The organism is Gemella morbillorum (assembly GCF_900476045.1).
GTDB classification, from domain to species: Bacteria; Bacillota; Bacilli; order Staphylococcales; family Gemellaceae; genus Gemella; species Gemella morbillorum.
Genome location: NZ_LS483440.1, coordinates 718,650 through 740,840 on the forward strand (window position 1 = coordinate 718,650; position 22,191 = coordinate 740,840).

15 protein-coding genes are annotated in these 22,191 nt (G+C 29.6%); 13 read left to right on the forward strand and 2 right to left on the reverse strand.

The genetic code is table 11. The features are described from left to right. Window positions 1-12 precede the first annotated feature (12 nt). The 11 genes from DQN46_RS03600 (at window position 13) to DQN46_RS03650 (ending at window position 13,650) form a co-directional block, all read left to right on the forward strand. The gene (locus DQN46_RS03600) at window positions 13-939 is read left to right on the forward strand and encodes a GTP-binding protein (protein WP_145961394.1); all 927 of its coding nucleotides are present in this window, start codon (window positions 13-15) and stop codon (window positions 937-939) included. A 123-nt stretch (window positions 940-1,062) separates the two neighbouring features. Further along, on the forward strand, window positions 1,063-1,428 hold the full coding sequence (gene acpS / locus DQN46_RS03605) for a holo-ACP synthase (RefSeq protein WP_111743040.1): 366 nt from the start codon (window positions 1,063-1,065) through the stop codon (window positions 1,426-1,428). Continuing rightward, window positions 1,421-2,548 (forward strand): alanine racemase, encoded by a 1,128-nt coding sequence (alr, locus tag DQN46_RS03610; protein WP_111743041.1) that lies wholly within the window; start codon window positions 1,421-1,423, stop codon window positions 2,546-2,548. The genes acpS and alr overlap by 8 nt, the downstream gene beginning before the upstream one ends. 1 nt (window position 2,549) lies before the next feature. After that, a complete protein-coding gene (locus DQN46_RS03615) occupies window positions 2,550-4,718 on the forward strand; it encodes a Tex family protein (RefSeq protein WP_111743042.1) in 2,169 nt (722 codons plus the stop codon). 10 nt (window positions 4,719-4,728) lie between these two features. Beyond that, window positions 4,729-6,567, forward strand: a complete 1,839-nt coding sequence (locus DQN46_RS03620; RefSeq protein ID WP_111743043.1) for an acyltransferase family protein — start codon at window positions 4,729-4,731, stop codon at window positions 6,565-6,567. Window positions 6,568-6,713: 146 nt separating this feature from the next. Then, entirely contained in the window at window positions 6,714-8,177 is a 1,464-nt protein-coding gene (gene gltX, locus DQN46_RS03625; RefSeq protein ID WP_111743044.1) for a glutamate--tRNA ligase, read from the forward strand. Between the two features lie 223 nt (window positions 8,178-8,400). Then, on the forward strand, window positions 8,401-8,838 hold the full coding sequence (rplM, locus tag DQN46_RS03630; RefSeq protein ID WP_040461052.1) for a 50S ribosomal protein L13: 438 nt from the start codon (window positions 8,401-8,403) through the stop codon (window positions 8,836-8,838). A gap of 19 nt (window positions 8,839-8,857) precedes the next feature. Continuing rightward, window positions 8,858-9,250 (forward strand): 30S ribosomal protein S9, encoded by a 393-nt coding sequence (rpsI, locus tag DQN46_RS03635; protein ID WP_004632202.1) that lies wholly within the window; start codon window positions 8,858-8,860, stop codon window positions 9,248-9,250. 407 nt (window positions 9,251-9,657) lie between these two features. Continuing rightward, on the forward strand, window positions 9,658-10,260 hold the full coding sequence (gene rpsD, locus DQN46_RS03640; protein WP_004632201.1) for a 30S ribosomal protein S4: 603 nt from the start codon (window positions 9,658-9,660) through the stop codon (window positions 10,258-10,260). A 636-nt stretch (window positions 10,261-10,896) separates the two neighbouring features. Then, a complete protein-coding gene (gene ald, locus DQN46_RS03645) occupies window positions 10,897-12,012 on the forward strand; it encodes an alanine dehydrogenase (RefSeq protein WP_111743045.1) in 1,116 nt (371 codons plus the stop codon). Between the two features lie 264 nt (window positions 12,013-12,276). Further along, window positions 12,277-13,650: an amino acid permease gene (locus tag DQN46_RS03650; protein WP_040461404.1), complete on the forward strand. Its 1,374-nt coding sequence runs from the start codon at window positions 12,277-12,279 to the stop codon at window positions 13,648-13,650. 68 nt (window positions 13,651-13,718) lie between these two features. Here DQN46_RS03650 and DQN46_RS03655 read toward each other — a convergent pair whose 3' ends face one another. After that, window positions 13,719-14,261 carry a thermonuclease family protein gene (locus DQN46_RS03655; protein WP_111743046.1) on the reverse strand — a complete coding sequence of 181 codons (543 nt, stop codon included), beginning with the start codon at window positions 14,259-14,261 and terminating at the stop codon, window positions 13,719-13,721. A gap of 387 nt (window positions 14,262-14,648) precedes the next feature. Here DQN46_RS03655 and DQN46_RS03660 point away from each other — a divergent pair, with 387 nt between their 5' ends. Together DQN46_RS03660 and cas9 are read left to right on the forward strand one after the other, a co-directional pair. After that, complete coding sequence (locus DQN46_RS03660; protein WP_004632197.1) at window positions 14,649-16,127, forward strand: aldehyde dehydrogenase family protein; 1,479 nt, start codon at window positions 14,649-14,651, stop codon at window positions 16,125-16,127. 189 nt (window positions 16,128-16,316) lie between these two features. Beyond that, on the forward strand, window positions 16,317-20,471 hold the full coding sequence (gene cas9, locus DQN46_RS03665) for a type II CRISPR RNA-guided endonuclease Cas9 (RefSeq protein ID WP_111743047.1): 4,155 nt from the start codon (window positions 16,317-16,319) through the stop codon (window positions 20,469-20,471). A gap of 353 nt (window positions 20,472-20,824) precedes the next feature. Here cas9 and DQN46_RS03670 read toward each other — a convergent pair whose 3' ends face one another. Continuing rightward, on the reverse strand, window positions 20,825-22,183 hold the full coding sequence (locus DQN46_RS03670; protein ID WP_111743048.1) for a UDP-N-acetylmuramoyl-tripeptide--D-alanyl-D-alanine ligase: 1,359 nt from the start codon (window positions 22,181-22,183) through the stop codon (window positions 20,825-20,827). Window positions 22,184-22,191 lie beyond the last annotated feature (8 nt).

The window sequence follows — 22,191 nt, forward strand, 5'->3', positions numbered from 1 at the left end:
GGTGGTGTTTTTATGAAAATTATTTTAATTACTGGGTTTTTAGGAGCAGGGAAAACGCGATTTATTAAAACATTAGTTGAAAAAACAACTAAAAGTATTGTTATTTTAGAAAATGAGTTTGGTGATTTAAATCTTGATGGTGAATATTTAAAAAATAATAATAACAATCAAGATGATATTAAGGTTTGTGAATTGACTAATGGATGTATATGTTGTTCAACTAATCTTGATTTTACACACTCTATACTTACAATAGCAAATACTATAAATCCGGAATTTTTAATTATTGAACCTAGTGGAGTAGCAAAAATTAAAAATATTATAGAAAAAATAAAAGTTATTAGCTATGAAAGAATTGAATTAGGGTTACCGATACTAATAATTGATTCAAAAAATTTAGATAATATCTTTAATAATTATAGCGAGTATTTAGATGATGAGCTTAAATATAATGGATTAGTAGCAGTTAGTAAATCTGAAAGTATGACAGACCAACAGTTTTTAAAAATTAAAAGTGAACTAAATATTAATAATAAATCGGTATTTCCATTAGCGCACTATTCTAAATGGGAAGATGATATTTGGGAATATATATTTAATACAAGTGGTACAATTGAGAAAATAGGAAACGAGCTATCATTAAGGCTGAAGGTAAATAAAAATAAAATTGAGAAAAAATTAGACCAGTATACTATTGAAAATATACAAATAAATTCACTAGATAAGCTTAGTTATTTACTTCTTTATCTGATGTCTAAAAGATTAGGTAATATAGAAAGAGTTAAAGGATACCTAACAATAAAAAATAACAACTATAAATTTGATTTAGTTGGAACTAACTATGAGATTACTGGAAGTGAAGAGACATTTGGTAATAATGTTGTAATTATTGGTACAGATTTAAAAAAAGATAAATTAAAAACCTTGTTCATAGATTAAATAAGGAATACTATAATAAATTCTAATATAATTAGAATTTATTATTTTTTTATGTGCGTTACTTTCATAAAAACTATATTAATGTTATAATATCAGAAGAACATATAAGTGAAGAGGTGTAAAATGATTTACGGGATAGGTTGTGATATAGTCGATATTCATCGCTTCGAAAAGTATGTTGATAATAATAAACGACTAGAAAAATTATATACAAAAAGAGAATTAGATGAGTTTTATAAAATATCTAATCATAGAAGAAAATTGGAATTTTTAGCAGGACGTTTTGCAGTGAAAGAAGCAATGTCAAAGGCATTAGGAGTTGGAATTTCGAAAGACTTTTCTTTTCATGATGTAGAGGTAAAAAAAGATGAATTTGGAAAACCTTATATAGAATATAAGGGCTTTCACACACACCTTACGATAAGTCATACTGATTCAACTGTGGTTGCATTTGTTATTTTAGAAAAAGGGGGACAAAACAATGATTAATGATAGACCAACACATTTACGAGTGAATTTAGATGCAGTATTAAATAACTATAGAAAACTAGATAAACTTAATGGATTAAAAACTGGTTTAGCAGTAGTTAAAGCCGATTCTTATGGACTAGGAGCAAAAGTTATTGCAGATTATTTATATAAAAATGGGGTAAGACATTTTGCGGTTGCAACACTTGAGGAAGCACTTGAATTAAAAAAATATATTAAAGAAAGTTTACTTTTAGTATTAGGTGTAACTAATCCAAAAAATGTAAAATATGCAGTAGAAAATAATATTTCTTTAACTTGCCCTTCAAAAGAATGGTTTGAGGAAGCACTCAAAGAACTTGAAAAAATTGATGGCAAGTTAAAGCTTCATATTAAACTTGAAACAGGTATGAATAGAATAGGAACGTCTGAGGTGGAGGAGCTTATGGAAATTCATAATCTTTTCTACTCTGAGAAAGTGGAGTTTGAAGGAATATTCTCCCATTACTCTAATGCAGATGGTGAAGATAATGAATATGACGATTATCAAACAGCTAATTTTAATAGTTTGGTTAAGCTATTTAAACTTAAACCGAAGTATATTCATATTGAAAATTCAGCGGGAACAATAAAATATAGTGATAGAAATGATATTTGTAATTTGTCAAGAATAGGTATAGCTTTATATGGATGTTACCCAAGTTCAAATATAGAAAGACTGAATAAGTTATCATTAGAGCCAGTAGCTTCATTAGTTAGTAAGGTTACTCATGTGAAAAAAGTACCTAAAGGAACAAAAATTGGATACGGGATTTCTTATGAAACTCAAGAAGATGAGTATATTGCTACAATTCCAATAGGCTATGCAGATGGTCTATTAAGAAGAGCACAAGGCTTTAAACTGAATGTAGCGGGAGAAGAATGTGAAATTGTAGGAAGAGTATGTATGGATCAACTGATGGTTAGATGCTCAGAAAATATTAAAGTGGGGGATGATGTTCTTGTCTTCGGTGAATACAATAATCAAAAAATTTCAGTAGATGATTTTGCTGATTATCAAAAAACTATTAGTTATGAGATATTTTGTTGTATAAATCGTAGAGTACCAAGAAAATATTACTTAAACAATACGGAGTTATAGAATGTACGGAATTATTACAAAAAATTTAGCTAATAAGCTAAAGATAAATGAAAAGTATGTTACTAATGTACTTAATTTACTTGAAGAGGGTAATACAATAGCTTTTATAGCGAGGTATCGAAAGGAGCTAACTAATTCTTTAGATGAAGTTGCTATAAAGCAAATTCAAGATGAATTTAATTATTTAAAGTCACTTGAAGAAAGAAAAGAAGAAGTAATTAGATTAATATCAGAAAAAGGTTTATTAACGGATGAACTAAAAAAAGATATTTTAGCTCAAGAAAAATTACAAAGAGTAGAAGATTTATATCGCCCATTTAAAGAGAAAAAACGAACTAAAGCGACAATAGCAAAAGAAAAAGGTTTAGAAAATTTAGCTAACTTTATATTGAAATTACCTAAGAAATTAGCAGATTTAAATAAAGAAGCGGAGAAGTATATAAGTGAAGAAAAAGAAGTAAATAGCATTGAAGATGCTATTACTTATGCTTTAGATATTATTGCAGAGAATATTTCAGATAATGCAAAATACCGAGAATATGTATTAGAAAACACAAGAAAATTCGGCCAAATTACAGCTAGTGTAAAAAAAGATGGTGAGAAAAAAGATGAAAATGGTACATATAAAAATTATTATGAATATGGTGAACAAGTTTTAAAAATAGCTTCACATAGGATATTAGCACTAAATAGGGCAGAAAAAGAAGGTATTATCCGAGTTAGCATAGAAAATGACAAAGAAAGATTATACAATTACATCCTTCGTGGGTTAACAAGAAATTATCCAACGGAAATAAATGAACTATTATTAGAGTGTATTGCTGATAGTATGAAACGTTTAATTTATCCATCGATTGAAAGAGAAATTCGTAGCGATTTAACTAAAAAAGCTGAGGAAGATTCAGTGGTCATTTTCTCTGAAAATCTAAAGCAACTGTTAATGCAAAGCCCACTAAAAAACAAAAAAGTTCTAGGTATAGATCCGGCATTTAGAACAGGGTGCAAAATGGCGATAGTAGATGAATATGGTAATTTTATAGATAAAATGGTTATTTATCCACATAAGCCTGCTTCAGCTGAAAAACAAGAAAAATCAAAAAAAGATTTAATTAAATTTATTAATAAACACAATATTAATTTGATTGCTATCGGTAACGGGACAGCCTCACGAGAAACTGAAAAATTTGTAGTTGATACTTTAAAAGAAGCGGGATTAAAATTAGACTACGTAATAGTTAATGAAGCAGGAGCAAGTGTTTATTCTGCTAGTGAGGTAGCTCGTGAAGAATTTCCAGATTTTAATGTGGAAGAACGAAGTGCGATATCAATTGCACGTCGTATTCAAGATCCACTTAGTGAGTTAGTAAAAATTGATCCGAAATCAATAGGTGTAGGACAATATCAACACGATATAACTCCGAAGTACTTAGAAAAAGAATTAACGTTTGTTGTAGAAACGGCCGTTAATAAAGTTGGAGTTAATGTAAATACAGCATCAGTTTCGCTACTATCTTATGTATCAGGAGTTAATAAACAAATTGCAAAAAATATCGTGGCATATCGTCAAGAAAATGGGAAAATAGAAACTATTAAAGAAATTGCTAAAGTTCCAAGGTTAGGTAAAAAAACTTTTGAGCAATGTGTAGGTTTCTTTAGAATACCAGATAGTAAAAATATATTCGATGCAACAGGTATTCACCCAGAGAGTTATAAAGCAGCAGAGGCATTACTTAAAGAGCTAAATCTATCTACAAAAGAAGTAGGTACAGAAGAATTTTCTAGTATTGTAGATAGTGTTGATAAAAAACAGCTGGCTGAAAAAATTGGTATTGGTATAGAAACTCTTGAAGATATTATAAAAGATTTAAAACAGCCTCTTCGAGATGAGCGTGAATCTTTTGCTAAACCATTATTAAAATCAGATATACTTACAATTGACGATCTTCAAGTTGGTGTCAAGTTGGCAGGAACAGTGAGAAATATTACACAATTTGGAGCGTTTATTGATATTGGATTAAAACAGGATGCAATGGTTCATGTTTCTAAAATTAGCAAAAACTATATTAAAAATCCACTAGATGTTCTTAGTGTAGGGCAAATTGTTGATGTTTACGTTATAGACATAGATAAACAAAGAGGCCGTGTTGCACTAGCAATGTTTAAAGATTAAGGAGGTAAAAATGAGTAATAATAAAACAAGATACCTTCCTAGTATAGATAGTTTGAGAGCATTAGCAGTTTTAGCGGTTATTATTTATCATATTGATGTAAATTATTTACCTGGTGGATTTTTAGGAGTTGATTTATTCTTTGTCTTATCAGGGTATTTAATTAGTTCATTAATAATAAAAGAATATAAAAAAACAGGAACTCTTAATTTATATAATTTTTATATGAGAAGGGCGCGTCGACTACTACCAGCTGTTTATTTTATGATAACAGTTTGTTTGCTATTCATGGTATTGTTTAATGGAGTTTTACTTCGAAAAAGTCATCTTGATGCGGTATTTGGTTACATATATTCAAGTAACTGGTGGTATATTTTTCATAAACTTGATTATTTTGATAGTTTTGGTGCGCAAAGTCCATTTAAACATTTATGGTCACTTGCGATAGAAGAACAATTTTATATGTTTTTCCCACTAATATTCTTAATATTCAATCGTCGAAAAAAAGAAGAGGGGCAATTATCTTCATTAAATAAAAACTTTATATATATTGTATTAGGATTAATTTTAATATCATTAGTAACACATATCTTGTTATTTGATATTAATAATATAAATAGAATTTATTTTGGAACTGATACACGAGCGTTTTCGTTATTAGTAGGAGTGGTAGGAGCATTAGTTTATCCAATGGATAAGTTATCGAGTCCAACAAATGCTAAAGAAAGTGTACTATATAGTGTAGCCTCTCTTACTTCGATTTCTACATTAATAGCAATAATGTTTTATGCAAGTGAATATAATACATGGTTGTATAGGGGAGGTTTTTTATTAGTTGCTGTTTTGGGATTAATAATAATTATAAGTAGTGGCAAGCAGCATACATTTATTTCAAAAGCGCTATCATTCAGACCGATAGTTTTTATAGGGAAAATTTCGTATAGTTTATACTTATGGCATTTCCCAATTATCGTATTAACAACACCAGTTTCAGAAATAGGAAACCCAAACTTATTTTACGTTACTTTAAGAATTATTCTAACGGTAATAGCAGCCACACTAAGTTATTTATTTGTAGAAACACCGATTCGAAAACTGGGATTCGTAAACTATATTAATTTACTATGCAAGAGAATACGAAAACTTCGTTTAAATGTAAAACGTGGAATAGTTTCAAGTTTTGCAGTCGTATTAATATTATCTGTGATGGGATTATTCGGAAAAGGTGTTCCATTCCTTTCTACAGCTTTTGTAAAAAAAATGGATGCAAATAAAGAAAGTCAGTTTTTAAATAATGATAATAACGCAGAAAATAATCCTAATCAATCAGAAGAGAAAAAAGAGAATGAGGAAAATAATAAAGAAGAAAAAAAATATAGCACATTATTAATTATTGGTGATTCTCTAACAGTTGATATAGGGGAAAAAGTAAAAGAAAAATACCCAGGAGCTATTATTGATGGGAAGATTAGCCGTCAACTAACAGCAGCAACAACAACCGCTCAAAATTATACTAAGTATAATAGTGAAAACACAGCCGTTATATTCCAATTAGGAACTAATGGTCCATTTACAGAAGCGCAAGCCGAAGAGTTGATTAAACTCTTTGATAAATCAGATATTTATTTTGTTAATGTAAAAGTACCACGTGCATGGGAAAAAACGGTTAATACAGCTCTAAATGACCTTAAAGAAAAGCACCAAAATATTACTATAGTGGACTGGTATACTGTAGCGAATTCACAAGGGGATTATTTCGAACCAGATAGAGTTCATTTAAACCAAAATGGAATAGCAGAAATGATAAATTCTATTGAAAAGAGTTTAAAACATCCAGTAGAGATAAAATAAAATATAAGGCTTTGAGACAATAGAACTCAAAGTCTTATATTTTTAATTAAGAATGGTGGAAGTTTTATTCTTCCATTGAAAAACAAATGTAATATATGGTATAATTATTAAGTGTATAAATTTTAAAAGATTAAAAGGAGATAACTATGACAAAAGTAAGAGTAAGATATGCACCATCTCCAACAGGAAACCTACATATCGGAAATGCAAGAACAGCATTATTTAATTATTTATTTGCAAAACATTATGGAGGAGACTTCGTTTTAAGAATTGAAGATACTGATTTCAAACGTAATAAAGAAGAAGGAGAACGTAGCCAACTTAAATATATGGATTGGTTAGGTCTTGATTATGATGAAGGTATAGGAAAAGAAAAAGAATTTGGTCCATATCGTCAATCAGAAAGAATAGAAATCTACCAAAAATATGCAGAGCAACTTTTAGCAGAAGATAAAGCATACAAATGCTACATGACAGCAGAAGAGTTAGAAGCGGAAAGAGAAGAGCAAGTTGCAAATGGGCTACCACCACGTTATAGTGGAAAACATGCTCACCTTACAAAAGAAGAACAAGAGCAATTTGAAAAAGAAGGACGTAAGCCATCTATCCGTATTCGTGTACCGCAAGATAGAACATATAGCTTTAATGACATGGTAAAAGGTGAACTATCATTCGAAGGAAAAGATTTCGGAGATTTCGTTATCGTTAAAAATGATGGGGTAGCTACATACAACTTTGCAGTAGCAATCGATGATCACCTAATGGAAATTTCTCACGTTCTTCGTGGAGATGACCACGTTTCAAATACACCAAAACAACTGGTAGTTTATGAAGCATTAGGTTTTAAACCACCAATTTTTGGTCATATGACACTTATAGTTAATGAAAACAAGAAAAAATTATCTAAACGTGATGAAACAATTATTCAATTTATCGAACAATATGATGATTTAGGGTACTTACCAGAGGCGCTATTCAATTTTATTACACTATTAGGATGGTCTCCTGAAGGAGAGCAAGAAATCTTTACAAGAGAAGAATTTGTTAAGATTTTTGATGAGAAACGCTTAAGTAAGTCACCAGCGTTCTTTGATAATAATAAACTTACATGGATTAACAACCAATATATTAAAGCTCAACCTTTAGAAAGAATCGTAAACTTAGCTTTACCATTCTTCGTAAAAGAAGGTGTTGCGACTCAAGAAGAAGTTGATAATAATAGAGCGTGGTTTGAAAAATTAATTTCTCTATATCAACCTCAAATGAGTTATGGTGCTGAAATCGTAGAATTAACTAAACAATTCTTTGTTGAAGAAATTAAATTTGATGAAGAAGAACTAGAAATTTTAAAACAAGATACAACAGTAGCTGTATTTGAAGATTTCTTAGAGAAATTAGAAGTAGCAGGAGACTTTACTTCTGAAAACATTAAAACTTTAATAAAAACTATTCAAAAAGATACAGGTGTGAAAGGTAAAAACCTATTTATGCCAATAAGAATAGCTTCGACTGGTTCTATGCACGGACCTGAGTTAAACACAAGTTTAGAATTATTAGGTCGTGATCGAGTAGTAGCTCGTGTAAAAGCAGCATTAGAGCTAATTAAATAATAAAAACTATCGAAAAAAAGGAGATTAAATCTACTATTAATTCAATATGATTTAATCTCACTTTTTTCTTAGAAAAATAGCTTAAAGTAAAGAAAAAAACTTGACAATTACACGCAAATAATGTATTATTATTTACGATATTGTTTATATATCTTCACGAGTAAGCCCCGGAAAACTTAGTCGTTATGACAGATTAAAAACAACATCTAGGAGGAAAAAAGACATGCGTCAAACATATATGGCAAAGCCATCAACTGTAGAAAAAAAATGGTATGTAATCGATGCTGAAGGACAAACTTTAGGTCGCTTATCATCAGAGGTAGCTTCAATTTTAAGAGGGAAACACAAACCTACTTATACACCACACATCGATACTGGGGATAATGTTATCATTATCAATGCTGAAAAAATTGTGTTAACTGGTAAAAAATTATCTGATAAAGTTTATCGTCGTCACACAATGCACCCAGGTGGGTTAAAAGAAAGAACTGCTGGATTAATGGTAGAAAAATATCCAGAAGAACTTTTAGAGTTATCTATTAAAGGTATGTTACCAAAAAATACTTTAGGTAGAGCTCAAGGAATGAAACTTCACGTTTACCGTGGAGCTGAACACCCACATGCAGCACAAAAACCGGAAAAATACGAATTACGTGGATAATATAGGAGGAAATAATTAAATGGCACAAGTAGAATATCGCGGTACAGGACGCCGTAAAAGCTCAGTAGCACGTGTAAGATTAGTACCTGGAACAGGGAAAGTTGTTATCAACAACAGAGAAATGCGTGAATACTTACCATTAGAATCATTAGTATTAGACTTAATGCAACCTTTAGAAGTTACATCTACTACAGGTAACTATGACGTTTTAGTTAACGTTAGTGGTGGAGGATATACAGGACAAGCTCAAGCAATCCGTCACGGAATTGCACGTGCTTTACTAGAAGTAAATCCAGAATACCGTAAAGATTTAAAACCAGCAGGATTACTAACTCGTGACCCTCGTATGAAAGAACGTAAAAAATACGGTCTTCGTGGTGCGAGACGTGCTCCTCAATTCTCAAAACGTTAATATTGGTCTTATATACCAAATACGTCAAGACATCAAAGAACATTCTTTGGTGTCTTTTTATATATACAGTTACAGTTTTAATTTTAGTGTAGAAATACTTCTATTTAATATATTTAAGAATAGCTTATTATAAAATGTATATTAGTAAGAGCAGAAAGCATAGAAAAAACAATAAAAAACACTAGTTTATAGTTGACTAATACTAGAATTAATGATAAACTATTACTTATGTAAAATAATAGCAGTGGATTAATTGTTATTGCCTCTATGTTATACATTTTATAATGTGGCAACTCGTAGCCTATGCTGCTAGGCGAAGTTCCAGTTTTATAACATATACAACAACGATAATCGTGCTTTTTGTTTTACTCAAAATAAAAACAAAAAGAAAAAGGAGGAGCACAACAATGGCTCGTTTTACAGGTTCAACTTGGAAAAAATCTCGTCGTTTAGGAATCTCACTAAGCGGTACTGGTAAGGAGTTAGCAAAACGCCCTTACGCACCAGGACAACATGGTCCCAACTTAAGAAAAAAACTATCTGAGTATGGTTTACAATTACAGGAGAAACAAAAACTTCGTTACCTACACGGTATGAATGAAAAACAATTCCGTAAATTATTCGATAAAGCTGGTAAATTACAAGGTCTACACGGTGAAAATTTCATGGCATTACTTGCTACACGTTTAGATTCAGTAGTTTATAGCTTAGGATTAGCAAGAACTAACCGTCAAGCTAGACAATTAGTTAACCACGGACACGTTCTTGTAGATGGTAAAAAAGTGGACATCGCTTCTTACGCTGTTAAACCAGGTCAAGTAGTTTCAGTAAGAGAAAAATCTAGAAACCTTGAAATTATTAAGGAAGCTGTAGAAGTAACTAACTTCGTACCTGAATACTTAACTTTTGATGCTGATAAATTAGAAGGATCATTAGTAAGACTACCAGAAAGAAGTGAATTACACCCAGAAATCAACGAACAACTTATTGTTGAGTACTATAGCCGTTAATAAAAAAACTTCACTGATAATTTTATATCAGTGAAGTTTTTTTATGTTTTAGTTTTTAAATTTAATATATCTTTTTCTAAACATATTATCTATTGGCATTGTACAGAATGCTAGTGTATGAAATTGAGTATAAATTTTATAGGATAAAATAAAAAAGACGATTATTATATCCATAATTAAGCTATTTATTATAAAAAATAATAATGGCACTATTATAACACATTTATAAATTTTGTATTATATAAATTAATACAAATTTGAAAAAAAATAAGGGATAAATATTAAAATTAGTAGAAATTAATTTTTATATAATTTTCTAAAAAGTTATTAAAAGGGTGTTTAACTAAAAATAAATTTGTATATATCTGATTTGCAAATATAGTTATAACAATTACTTTGTTATGAAAAGCATCTGTTTTTCATCATTCTTTTCATTAAGAAAATTAAATAAAATTAATTATTAAAATATAGTAAAATAAAGGCTGAATCCTTATAATACAGCGTGTTTAAAAATTGTGAAATGGTATTTAATCATAGAAAATACTTTCAATAAGACTTTCATTCGAAAACCGCTTTCATTATGAAACGATGTATGTTATGATAATAGTACAGAAAAAAAATTAGGAGGTTAGGGAAATGATAATCGGAGTACCAACAGAAATAAAAAATAATGAAAGTAGGGTTTCAGCAATTCCGGGAGTTGTTGCTGAATTAGTGCACGATGGGCACACTGTATACGTGGAAAAAGGAGCAGGGCTTGCTTCTGGTATTTCAGATGCTGAATATGAAAAAGTAGGAGCTGTTTTATTAGATAAAGCAGAAGACGTATGGAATAAATCAGACTTAATTTACAAAGTTAAAGAACCAATTCCATCTGAGTATAAATATTTTAGAAAAGGGTTAATTATTTATACATATTTACACTTAGCTGCTGCCGAAGAATTAACAAAAGCAATGGTAGAAACAGGAACTATCGGTATTGCATTTGAAACAGTTAAAGTTGGTAGAACATTACCATTATTAAGACCTATGAGTGAAATTGCAGGACGTATGGCTATTCAAGAAGGTACTAGATTCTTATCTAAAGTACAAGGTGGTAAAGGTAAATTATTACAAGGTGTTCCAGGAGTTCAACCAGGACATGTTGTAGTTATTGGGGCCGGTGTAGCAGGAACAGCTGCGGCTACTGCAGCATCTGGATTAGGTGCTCGTGTAACTATGTTAGATGTAAACTTAGATCGTTTAACTGAATTATCACATATCTTTGGTGGTAAAGTAGAAACAGTTTACTCAAACAAATTAAACATTGCTAATGCAATTAAAACAGCTGATTTAGTAGTAAGTACAGTATTAATTCCAGGAGCAAAAGCACCTAAACTTGTAACTAAAGAAATGATTAAAGATATGCCAGATGGTGGTGTTATCGTGGACGTAGCAATTGACCAAGGTGGTACAACTGAATATACAGAAGGCCGTCCAACAAGCCACGACAACCCAATCTTCGTAGAAGAAGGAGTTCTTCACTACTCTGTAGCTAATATCCCAGGAGCAGTAGCACAAACAGCTACTTTCGCATTATGTAATGCTACTGCAAAATATGTTAAAGTTATCGCTAATTTAGGTGTTAAAGAAGCTGTTGCTAGATTCCCAGAATTAGTACCTGGTATTAACGTAGCTAACGGAAAAGTTACATTCAAAGCTATTGCAGATGACTTAGGATATGAATATACTCCAGTAGAAGAAGCTTTATAGGATTATATAATATAAACAAACATAAATAGTTATGTTATTGAGGAAGTAGAAAATAGTCTCTATGGTTTATCTACTTCCTCTTTTAAAGTGTCAATTACATTAGGGATATATAAAATATTTTTAACACTTTATTAATATATTTATTATTTACTATATAAAATGTCTATAGTATAAAACTCACTTTTGGTGTATAATATATAATTATGTTATAATATATAAATAGCATTAATAGTGAATAATATTTATTAATACATTGAGGAGGACATCATGAATATTTTTAGAAAAAAATCAATTGAATCGATATTAGCTGAATCAAGAAATAAAACGTTAACTCCAACGATGAAAACTATGGATTTGGTTCTATTTGGTATTGGAGCCATTATAGGTTCGGGAATTTTGGTATTAACAGGGAAAGCTTCATCAGAAGCAGGACCAGCCGTGATATTTTCATTTTTAATCGCAGGGTTAGCGTGTTGTTTAGCGGCCCTATGCTATGCGGAATTAGCTTCTACAATTCCATCTAGTGGTAGTACATATACTTATCTTTATGTGTCAGTAGGTGAAATAGTTGCTTATGCTATTGGTTGGGTACTTATTGGTGGATATGTTCTTACTGCGGCAACAATCGCTAATGGATGGTCTAGTTATTTCTCTCGCCTATTAGCGGGATTAGGATTAAATCTTCCGAAGGAAATTTATACTTTACCTTCAGCAGGAGGATATGGTAATATTCCAGCGGTAATAGTTGTATTATTAATTACATTTATTCTGTCAAAAGGAACATCTAGTAGTAAACTTGTAAATAACCTAATGGTAGTTGCTAAAGTGGGGATAGTAATTTTATTTATAGTTGTAGGATCATTTTATGTTGAACCTACTAATTGGACAAATAACTTTGCTCCAACTGGATTTTCTGGTGTAATGCTTGCAGCAACTACGGTATTCTTTGCATATCTTGGATTTGATGCTATTTCTACATCAGCAGAAGAAACTATTAATCCTGAAAAAGCATTACCAAAAGCTATCATTATAACTATGATTGTTTGTACTGCATTCTATATCTTAGTATGTTTAGTATTAACAGGTGTTGTTGAATATTCTAGATTAGGAACAGGGGATGCTCTTGCATTCGTACTGGAGGAAGTTGGTCAAAATAGAGTAGCAGGTATTGTTTCACTTGGAGCAGTAATTGGATTAATGGCAGGTATTCTATCATTCATTTATGCAGGTATTCGTATTACTTATACAATCGCACGTGATGGTTTACTACCAAACAACCTTACAAAAGTTAACAAGAGCCATGTTCCAGGAACTGTAACATGGGGATTAGGAATAACAACAGCGATCCTAGCCGGATTCCTACCATTAGGACAATTAGCTGACTTAGCTAACGTGGCTTCTATTATAGCATTTGCTTTAGTAAGTTATACAACAATTGTATTCTACAAAAAATATCCAGATTTAAAACGTGGATTCAAAGTTCCAGGAATGCCAGTATTACCTATGATATCAATAGTACTATTCGCAGCATTATTATACAGTATTAAATTAACAACATGGATTATCTTCATCGTTTGGGTAATTATAGGTATAGTTGTGTACTTTGCTTTCTCATATAAGAATAGTAAATTAAAATAAGTAAATAGAAGAACGACTACAAGTTAAATTGTAGTCGTTTTTTTAATACTTAAAATATGCTTTTAAAGTTATGACCATAGATTTCTCTTGTTACTTTTTGCTATATTTTGAGCTTTTTTAAAAGTTTTCAAGTATCTGGTATCAGGTTCTTTAACATATTTTATTTCAGCTAAACCAGCTATAAGTAGCTGTTCTTGAACGGATTTACCATTAGCATACACATAGCAGAGGGCTCGATGATATTTATCTTCTTTTTGATACACATCAAATTCTAACTCTATATTTTTAGCTTTTTTTAGGATTTCTCCATTTAATTCACTTGCTTCTGGTCCATATTTTTGAACGGAGACTCCAGGTTTTACAGTTTCAGGAGTATCGACAAGTAAGTACCGAACTTTTAACTGTTTATTATTAAACAGCACTACAATAGTATCTCCATCAACTTTTTCTACTAATTTTACAGGATAACGTGTAGTATCCCCTTTTATTTGTATACCATTTATATTAACTATATTATATTTTTCTTGTTTATAGTTGAATATAGCAATTAGACTAGATAGTAAAATTGTAAAACTAATAAAACAGATTATAAAGACTTTCTTTTTATTCATGATATATACTCCCTTTATTTCTTACTTTAAGTTTAACATGTATTTTTATAATTTGAAAGATATAATATCATTGATACTATTTAGAAAACTAAGTATTAATAAAAAAATTTAATCCTTAATTAATTTTATTTTAGTATTGAATTATCCAAAAAAATTATAGACTTATTATAAAAAAATATTGAAATATAATTTTAAATAATAAATCCTATTATTAGTAAAAACATGAAATAATTAGAAAAAAAATAAAGTTGAAGAATTATTTTTAGTATAGAAAAATTTTAAAATAAAATGATATTTGAGTTAGATGTTAAAGAGTCAAACAGAATTATTGTAAACGTTAACTCTAGATGGTAGTATATATATAAACCAAAAAAAGGAGAAAACAATATGATAAAATTAAAAAAAGATAATTTTAAAATGTTTATAAACGGAGAGTGGGTAAATGCAGAAGATAAAGCTATCCTTGAAGCATATAATCCAGCTAATTCAGAATATTTAGCAAATTTTCCAGATGCAAGCGAAAGTGATGTAAATAAGGCTGTAGATGCTGCCAGGGAGGCATTTAAAGCTTGGAGAAAAACAACAGTAAGTGAACGTGCTACTATTTTAAATAAAATAGCAGATATTATAGATGAAAACACAGAACTTTTAGCTACTACTGAAAGTCTAGATAATGGTAAACCAATACGCGAAACTATGGCAGTAGATGTACCGCTTAGTGCTAAACACTTTAGATACTTTGCAGGATGTATTCTAGCAGATGAAGGACAAGCAACAGTCTTAGAAGAAAAATTTTTAAGTATAGTATTAAGAGAACCTATTGGGGTAGTTGGACAAATAATTCCTTGGAACTTTCCATTTTTAATGGCAGCTTGGAAACTTGCACCAGCTTTAGCAGCAGGAAATACTATTGTTATAAAACCATCTAGCTTAACATCATTAAGTTTATTAACATTTGTAGAGTTAATCCAAGATGTACTTCCTAAAGGGGTTTTAAATGTTGTTACAGGACGTGGAAGTAAATCGGGAGAATTCTTAAAAAATCATACAGGATTAGATAAACTAGCGTTTACTGGTTCTACAGAAGTTGGAAGAAAAATCGCTATAGCAGCAGCAGAAAAACTAATTCCTGCTACTTTAGAATTAGGAGGAAAATCTGCAAATATAGTATTAGATGATGCGGATATAGAAAAAGCCCTTGATGGAGCGCAATTAGGTATTCTATTTAACCAAGGTCAAGTATGTTGCGCAGGATCTAGAATTTTTGTTCAAGAAGGAATTTACGATGAATTTGTTGAAAAAATTAAAGAACGTTTCAATAAATTAAAAATTGGTGATCCATTAAATCCAGAAACACAAATGGGAAGCCAAATTGATGAAAAACAAGCAGAAAAAATTATTAAATACATTGAGATTGCTAAAAAAGAAGGTGGAGAAGTACTCGTTGGGGGAGAACGATATACAGAAAATGGTTGTGACAAAGGAGCATTTGTTAAACCAACACTTATAACAGGTGTACACAATGGATGCCGTATATCTCAAGAAGAAGTATTTGGACCAGTATCAGTTGTGATTAAATTTAAAAATGATGAAGAAGTTATTGAACAAGCAAATGACAGTGAATATGGTCTTGCAGGAGCGGTCTTCTCTAAAAATATTACAAGAGCATTAAATATCGCACGTAAAGTAGAAACAGGAAGAGTGTGGGTAAATACTTATAATCAAATTCCTGAGCACGCTCCATTCGGTGGATATAAAAAATCTGGTATAGGACGAGAAACTCACAAAGTAATTTTAGAACATTATTCACAAATGAAAAATATTTTAATTGATTTAACTGATGATGTTTCAGGATTCTATAATTAATAAAATCATAAAATAAAGCGTAAATTTATAATAATCCATAAAAATAGATACACGACATAATACATTATTGTTATGCGATATCATAATTTTATGGATTATTGTTTTTTATATGATAAAATTTGTATAATTATTTAACAAAATATGCTAAAATAATAAGTAATATCCTTATCAAGCTAAAGGAAGAGAAAAATGAAAAATATAACATGGTATTTAGGACTAGAAGTTGGGCCGACAAGTATAGGATGGGCGGCCACAGACAGCAATTATAAATTGTTGAGAAAAAATAAAAAGAGATTATGGGGAGCTCGTTTGTTTGAAGAAGCAAAAACTGCTGCTGATAGACGATCATTTAGAGCTGGTCGCAGACGCTTGGCAAGAAGGAAATGGCGAATTAATTTACTACAAGAACTTTTTGTTAAAGAAATTTCTAAAAATGATCCTAATTTCTTCTTAAGACTAAAAGAAAGTAAATATAATTTCGAAGATAAGAGTTTAATGAATGAATATATACTTTTTAATGATAAAGATTATACAGATAAGGACTATTATAAAGAGTATCCAACCATTTATCATCTTCGTTCAAGTCTTATGACAGAGGAAAATCCAGATATAAGAAAAGTATATTTGGCAATACATAGTATGCTAAAAAACCGTGGGCATTTTTTGCTTCAAGGTCAAAGTTTTAGCGATAGCAATATTGATAGTGTAATTAAAGAACTATTGGATTTAAGTATAGTTAAGACTAATATTGAAGTTACTGATGAAGTTATACAAAGTTTGAAAGAAATTGCTTTACAAAAGAAAAATTTATCAGATAAAAACAATGATGTAAAAAAACTTTATCCAAAAGAAAAACAACTTCAAGAGATTTTTAAATTAGTTTTTGGTGGTAAAACATCACTAGATAAACTATATGATATAGAAGAATATAAAGAATTAGATAATAGTGTAAAAAGTATTTCATTTAAAGAAAAAGTCTATGAAGAAGTACGCCCGGATTATGAACAAATCTTATCAAATTATATAGAGTTGCTAGATTTAGCAAAATTAGTATATGATAGTATAGTTTTAGCTGATATAAAAAAAGAAGGGAAAACAATATCAGAATCAAAAGTAGAATTATATAATAAACATAAAGATGATTTAGTAAATCTAAAAAAATTAGTAAAAACTGATAGCAAATTGTCCGAGGATAAGAAAAAAGAAGTTTATTTTGAAATTTTTAAAGAAGATAAGGAAAAAGGAACAAACTATGTAAATTATACACATAGAAGCCAAGAAGGAAAAAGTTGCTCATATGAGGATTTCAAGAAATTCTTGAAAAAAGAATTAGAAAAATTAGAAGATAGCCCTACTAAAACTACAATTTTAGAAGAACTTGACTTAGAAACTTTTTTACCACTACAAAGAACAAAAGATAATTCGGTAGTTCCTTATCAAATACATAAAGAAGAACTTGTGAAAATTTTAGATAATGCAACTAAATACCATAGCTTTTTAGATGAAAAAGATGGTAGTGGCTACAGTACACGAGAAAAAGTTGTTCAATTATTCGAATTTAGAATACCATATTATATAGGACCGTTGAATACACATCATAATACGGAAAATGGAGGATATTCATGGGCAATCCGTAAGAAAGGTATGGAGAGCGTACCAGTAACTCCGTGGAATTTCAAAGATGTGATAGATGAAAGTGCCAGCACAGAGGCGTTTGTTAATAACCTAACAAACAAGTGTACTTATCTTTCCGGAGAAGATGTTCTTCCAAAAAATTCATTATTGTATTCTGAATATGCTTTACTAAATGAACTAAATGCGCTTAGATATGAAGGAAATAGAATCAGTGTAGAAGCACGTGATATTATAGTAACAAAGCTATTCAAAGAACAAGGAAAAAAAGTTACTAAAAAAACTATAAAAGAACTTTTGAAAACTGAAGGATTTATTGATGGTAAGGGAGAAATTGCAGGAATAGATAATATTGTGAAAAATGACCTGAAATCATATCATGATTTCAAAAAAATTCTTGGGGATAAATTTGACAAAGAACGTGTAGAAAATATTATTTTGTGGATTACATTGTATGGAGAATCACGCAAGCTAATAAAAGAAAAAATAATAAAAGTTTATGGGGATTTTTATACAGTTGATGAAATAGAAAAAATGTCACGCTTAACTTATAAAGATTGGGGAACTTTAAGTAGAAAACTTTTAACAGGATTAGTAAGTGAAAAATTATATAATGAAGAAACAGGTGAATGTTTAAATATAATAGGAGCTATGAGACAAAGTACAATTCTTTTTATGGAATTGTTGGCTGATAAGTTCGATTATATGAGCAAAATCAAAAATCATAATAAAGAAAATAAAGATGATATAACTGAAATAACTCCAGACATTTTAGAAAATCTTTATGCAAGCCCATCTGTTAAACGTTCAATTTGGCAAACAGTTAGGATAGTAGAAGAATTAAAAACTATAATTGGCTGTGCACCTACTAAAATCTTTGTTGAAACAACAAAGAGAAGTAATGCTCCTTATAAAGTACCAACTCTAAATCGAAATGATTTAGTCGTTAAGTACAAATGTATAAAAGAGCAAGAAATTTTTGAATTAGAAAAAGAAATAAATAACTCATTAGATTTTACTCTTAATAAAAACAGGTTGATTAATGAAGAAGCTTCAAAACTTAAAGCAACGAAATTATATTTATATTATACACAATTAGGCCGTTGTATGTATACTGGTAAAAAAATAGACCTAGGTGAATTATTTGATAATAATAAATATGATATAGATCATATTTATCCGCAAAGCAAAGTGAAGGACGGTAGTTTTAATAATATAGTTTTAGTAACCAAAGCTAGTAATGAGATGAAAGCAGATGTATTTCCTCTCAAAAGCAAGTTCCAAACAAAAGAAAACAAGAGACTTTGGCGCTTCTTAAAAGAGAAAAAATTAATAACCGAAGAAAAATATAATCGCTTAGTAAGAACAGAAGAATTTAGTGATGATGAATTAACAGGATTTATCAAACGTCAATTTGGAGAAACATCACAAACGATAAAAGTAATGTCAAATATTTTAGGAGAATTAAATCCAAAAACTACTGTTTGTTATTCAAAGTCAGAAAATGTAAGTTCATTTAGACAAAACTTTGGAAAAATAAAAGAAGGTAATAGAAAATCTGGAAATAACGAAAAATTAATTAGAGTTCAAGAAATTAATGACTATCACAGAGCAAAGGACGCTTATTTAAACATAGTGGTAGGAAATGTCTATGATGTTAAATTCACGCAAAATGTTTATAATTTTATAAAAAATAAAAAAGATGTACGAAAATATTCACTAAATAGCTTATTCTATACAGATGTAAAAAACGCTAATACAATAGCGTGGGAAATGGATAAAACTGTTTACGTAGTAGAAAAAACAATGAACAATAACAATATTTTAATAACAAGAAGAGCTGTCGAACAAAAAGGTGCATTATACGATGCTACAATCTATAAAGCAAAAATAGCTACTAAGGCAAAAGAAGGTACATATTATCCATTAAAAACAACTGATAGCAAGATTAAAGATGTTAGTAAGTATGGAGGATTCACCAAAGTAAAGATAGCATATTATTCTATTTTTGAGTACACTCTAGATGGGAAAAAAGGGAAACAAAAAATCACTAGAATAGTACCAATTCCTATATATATTTCGCAAAATATTAAAGATGACAAAGCTCTATTGGAATATGCACAGATAGGATTGCCAGGAAAAGATTTGAAAATAAAATACAGAAAATTATGTATAGGTAGTCTAGTAAAAATAAATAACTTTAATTACTATATAGGTGGGAAGACTAATAATAATTTCACTTTCGATAGTGCAGTTCAAGTGATATTAGATAAAGATAGTGAGTCATATATAAAAGAGTTAGCTAAATATTTAAATTGGAAAAAAGAAAATAAAGATGGAAAATTATGGGAAAGTATAACTGAAGATAAAAATATTCAATTATATGATTCTCTCGTGAAAAAAATGAACACTGGGATATTTATTAGAAAAACACCTAATAAATATACTGAGTTATTGACATTAGAGGTAAAGAATAAGTTTATTAATATTGATATAGATGAACAAGTGAAATTATTGTTAGAGATTTTAAATCTTTTAACCAATAAAAAATTTACATCTAAATTAAATGAAATTGGTATAACGGCCAGTCGAGGAGTATGTAGTTTTAATCTATCAAATCAATCTCAGTTTTCAATAATAGAGCAATCTGTGACGGGAGTTTATGAAAAAGAAAAGTTAATAATAGAGAAGAAAAAAGAGGGAATTTTATAGTTAGTAGATTTAGTTAACTAATAATAGTAATAATATTTTTAATCTTGATTTTTCTAAAAACTAATTTTATAATAAATATAAGAGTTTAATTTTTACAATCAAGTTCAAATAAAGATTTATCTTCATTGCCATTGGCTGAATCGGTGTCGATTCATTATAACTAATTATTAAAGTTTTAATAATTACATTGTCAAATAAAGAGAATTAGTTTAAAAGCATAAATACGGTATTTTATTGTTTGAGAGATATGTAAATTTTGAATCTAAAAAAATATTTTGTTATAAGTAAAACTGACAAAATAAAAAAGTTGAATACATAGCCCATAAAAAGCTATCTGTATTCAACTTTTATTTTTATTTAATATCGTTAATAATTGTTTCTAGTTTCATAGAACGGCTTGCTTTAAACAAGATTACTTCGTTTTTGTGTTTATTAGCTTTTAGATAATCAGTAACTTCTTCAACAGTTGAAAAGTGAAGGGTGTTTATATCTTTATTATTAATATTGTCTGTAATATTTTTTGCAAGGTCGCCAACACTAATAACAAGATTAATACCACGAGAATTGTTATTTATATAAGTACCAACTCCACTATGATACTCAACTTCATTTGGCCCAAGTTCGAACATGCTACCAAGGACAAGCGTTTTGAATTCAAAATCATTCAAATCACTAATAACATCAACAGCAGCTTTCATAGAAGTAGGACTGGCATTATAAGCATCGTTAATAATTAACGAATCTTCTGCGTATGGGATACTTTCTAAACGCATATTAGTAATTTTAGAAATATTATCTATTGCGTGACGAATTTCTTCATTCGTTAGACCAATTTTTTTAGCTATTGCTACTGCAAACATTATATTAAATAGGTTATGCTTACCTTTTAATGTAGTAAAAAAACTATTCTTATCGATATTAAGTTTGAAATCTATCTTATCACGGGTGATAGTATAGTTTTCTAGAATAATATGGTTGTAAGAATTTTCTCCGCACGAAGTAGCATTTATACTAGAATTTTCTACTAATTCTTTTAATAATGGTTCGTCCCCATTGTAGACGAAGAAGCCATCTTTTTTCATACCATTTGTAATTTCAAATTTTGCTTTGGCTATACCTGCTCGTGAGCCGAAAAATTCGATATGACTTTCTCCGATATTAGTAATTATCGTATAATCTGGTTTTACTAATTTTGACAAGAAGTCAAGTTGACCAAAGTTATCAGCTCCCATTTCAAGTACAAGAATGTCACTATCTTCTGGCGCAGCAAGAATAGTCAGCGGAACACCTAATTCATTGTTGAAATTACCTTGTGTTTTATGAACTTTGAATTTTGTTTCTAAAATACTTGTAACTATATCTTTTGTCGTAGTTTTTCCGTTGCTTCCAGTTATAGCAACAATTTTTACATTTAAGCATTCTAAATAATGTTTAGCCAGTGTTTGAATAGCCTCATAGCTATCATTCACATAAATTATATTATTGTCACTTTCAAAATCATCTTTTAGAGATAATGAAGCGACAGCACCTTTTTCAAATGCACTTTCGATATAATCATGGCCATCAACATTTTCTCCTAAGAAAGGAATAAATAAGTCTCCTTCTTTTACTTTTCGGCTATCAATAGCAATTCCTGTGATTTCTTTATTATCTACTAAATTTATTTTTTTAGCATTTAATATATTTTCTAAGTCTTTAACAAAATATTTCATAGTAATTT

What these genes read in the sequence shown, in the direction of transcription:
- alr (WP_111743041.1), top strand. Translation starts at nt 1,421, where the DNA reads ATGATTAATGATAGACCAACACATTTACGAGTGAATTTAGATGCAGTA.
- rpsD (WP_004632201.1), top strand. Translation starts at nt 9,658, where the DNA reads ATGGCTCGTTTTACAGGTTCAACTTGGAAAAAATCTCGTCGTTTAGGA.
- acpS (WP_111743040.1), top strand. Translation starts at nt 1,063, where the DNA reads ATGATTTACGGGATAGGTTGTGATATAGTCGATATTCATCGCTTCGAA.
- DQN46_RS03620 (WP_111743043.1), top strand. Translation starts at nt 4,729, where the DNA reads ATGAGTAATAATAAAACAAGATACCTTCCTAGTATAGATAGTTTGAGA.
- DQN46_RS03670 (WP_111743048.1), bottom strand. Translation starts at nt 22,183, where the DNA reads ATGAAATATTTTGTTAAAGACTTAGAAAATATATTAAATGCTAAAAAA.
- rplM (WP_040461052.1), top strand. Translation starts at nt 8,401, where the DNA reads ATGCGTCAAACATATATGGCAAAGCCATCAACTGTAGAAAAAAAATGG.
- gltX (WP_111743044.1), top strand. Translation starts at nt 6,714, where the DNA reads ATGACAAAAGTAAGAGTAAGATATGCACCATCTCCAACAGGAAACCTA.
- ald (WP_111743045.1), top strand. Translation starts at nt 10,897, where the DNA reads ATGATAATCGGAGTACCAACAGAAATAAAAAATAATGAAAGTAGGGTT.
- DQN46_RS03660 (WP_004632197.1), top strand. Translation starts at nt 14,649, where the DNA reads ATGATAAAATTAAAAAAAGATAATTTTAAAATGTTTATAAACGGAGAG.
- cas9 (WP_111743047.1), top strand. Translation starts at nt 16,317, where the DNA reads ATGAAAAATATAACATGGTATTTAGGACTAGAAGTTGGGCCGACAAGT.
- DQN46_RS03615 (WP_111743042.1), top strand. Translation starts at nt 2,550, where the DNA reads ATGTACGGAATTATTACAAAAAATTTAGCTAATAAGCTAAAGATAAAT.
- DQN46_RS03600 (WP_145961394.1), top strand. Translation starts at nt 13, where the DNA reads ATGAAAATTATTTTAATTACTGGGTTTTTAGGAGCAGGGAAAACGCGA.
- DQN46_RS03655 (WP_111743046.1), bottom strand. Translation starts at nt 14,261, where the DNA reads ATGAATAAAAAGAAAGTCTTTATAATCTGTTTTATTAGTTTTACAATT.
- rpsI (WP_004632202.1), top strand. Translation starts at nt 8,858, where the DNA reads ATGGCACAAGTAGAATATCGCGGTACAGGACGCCGTAAAAGCTCAGTA.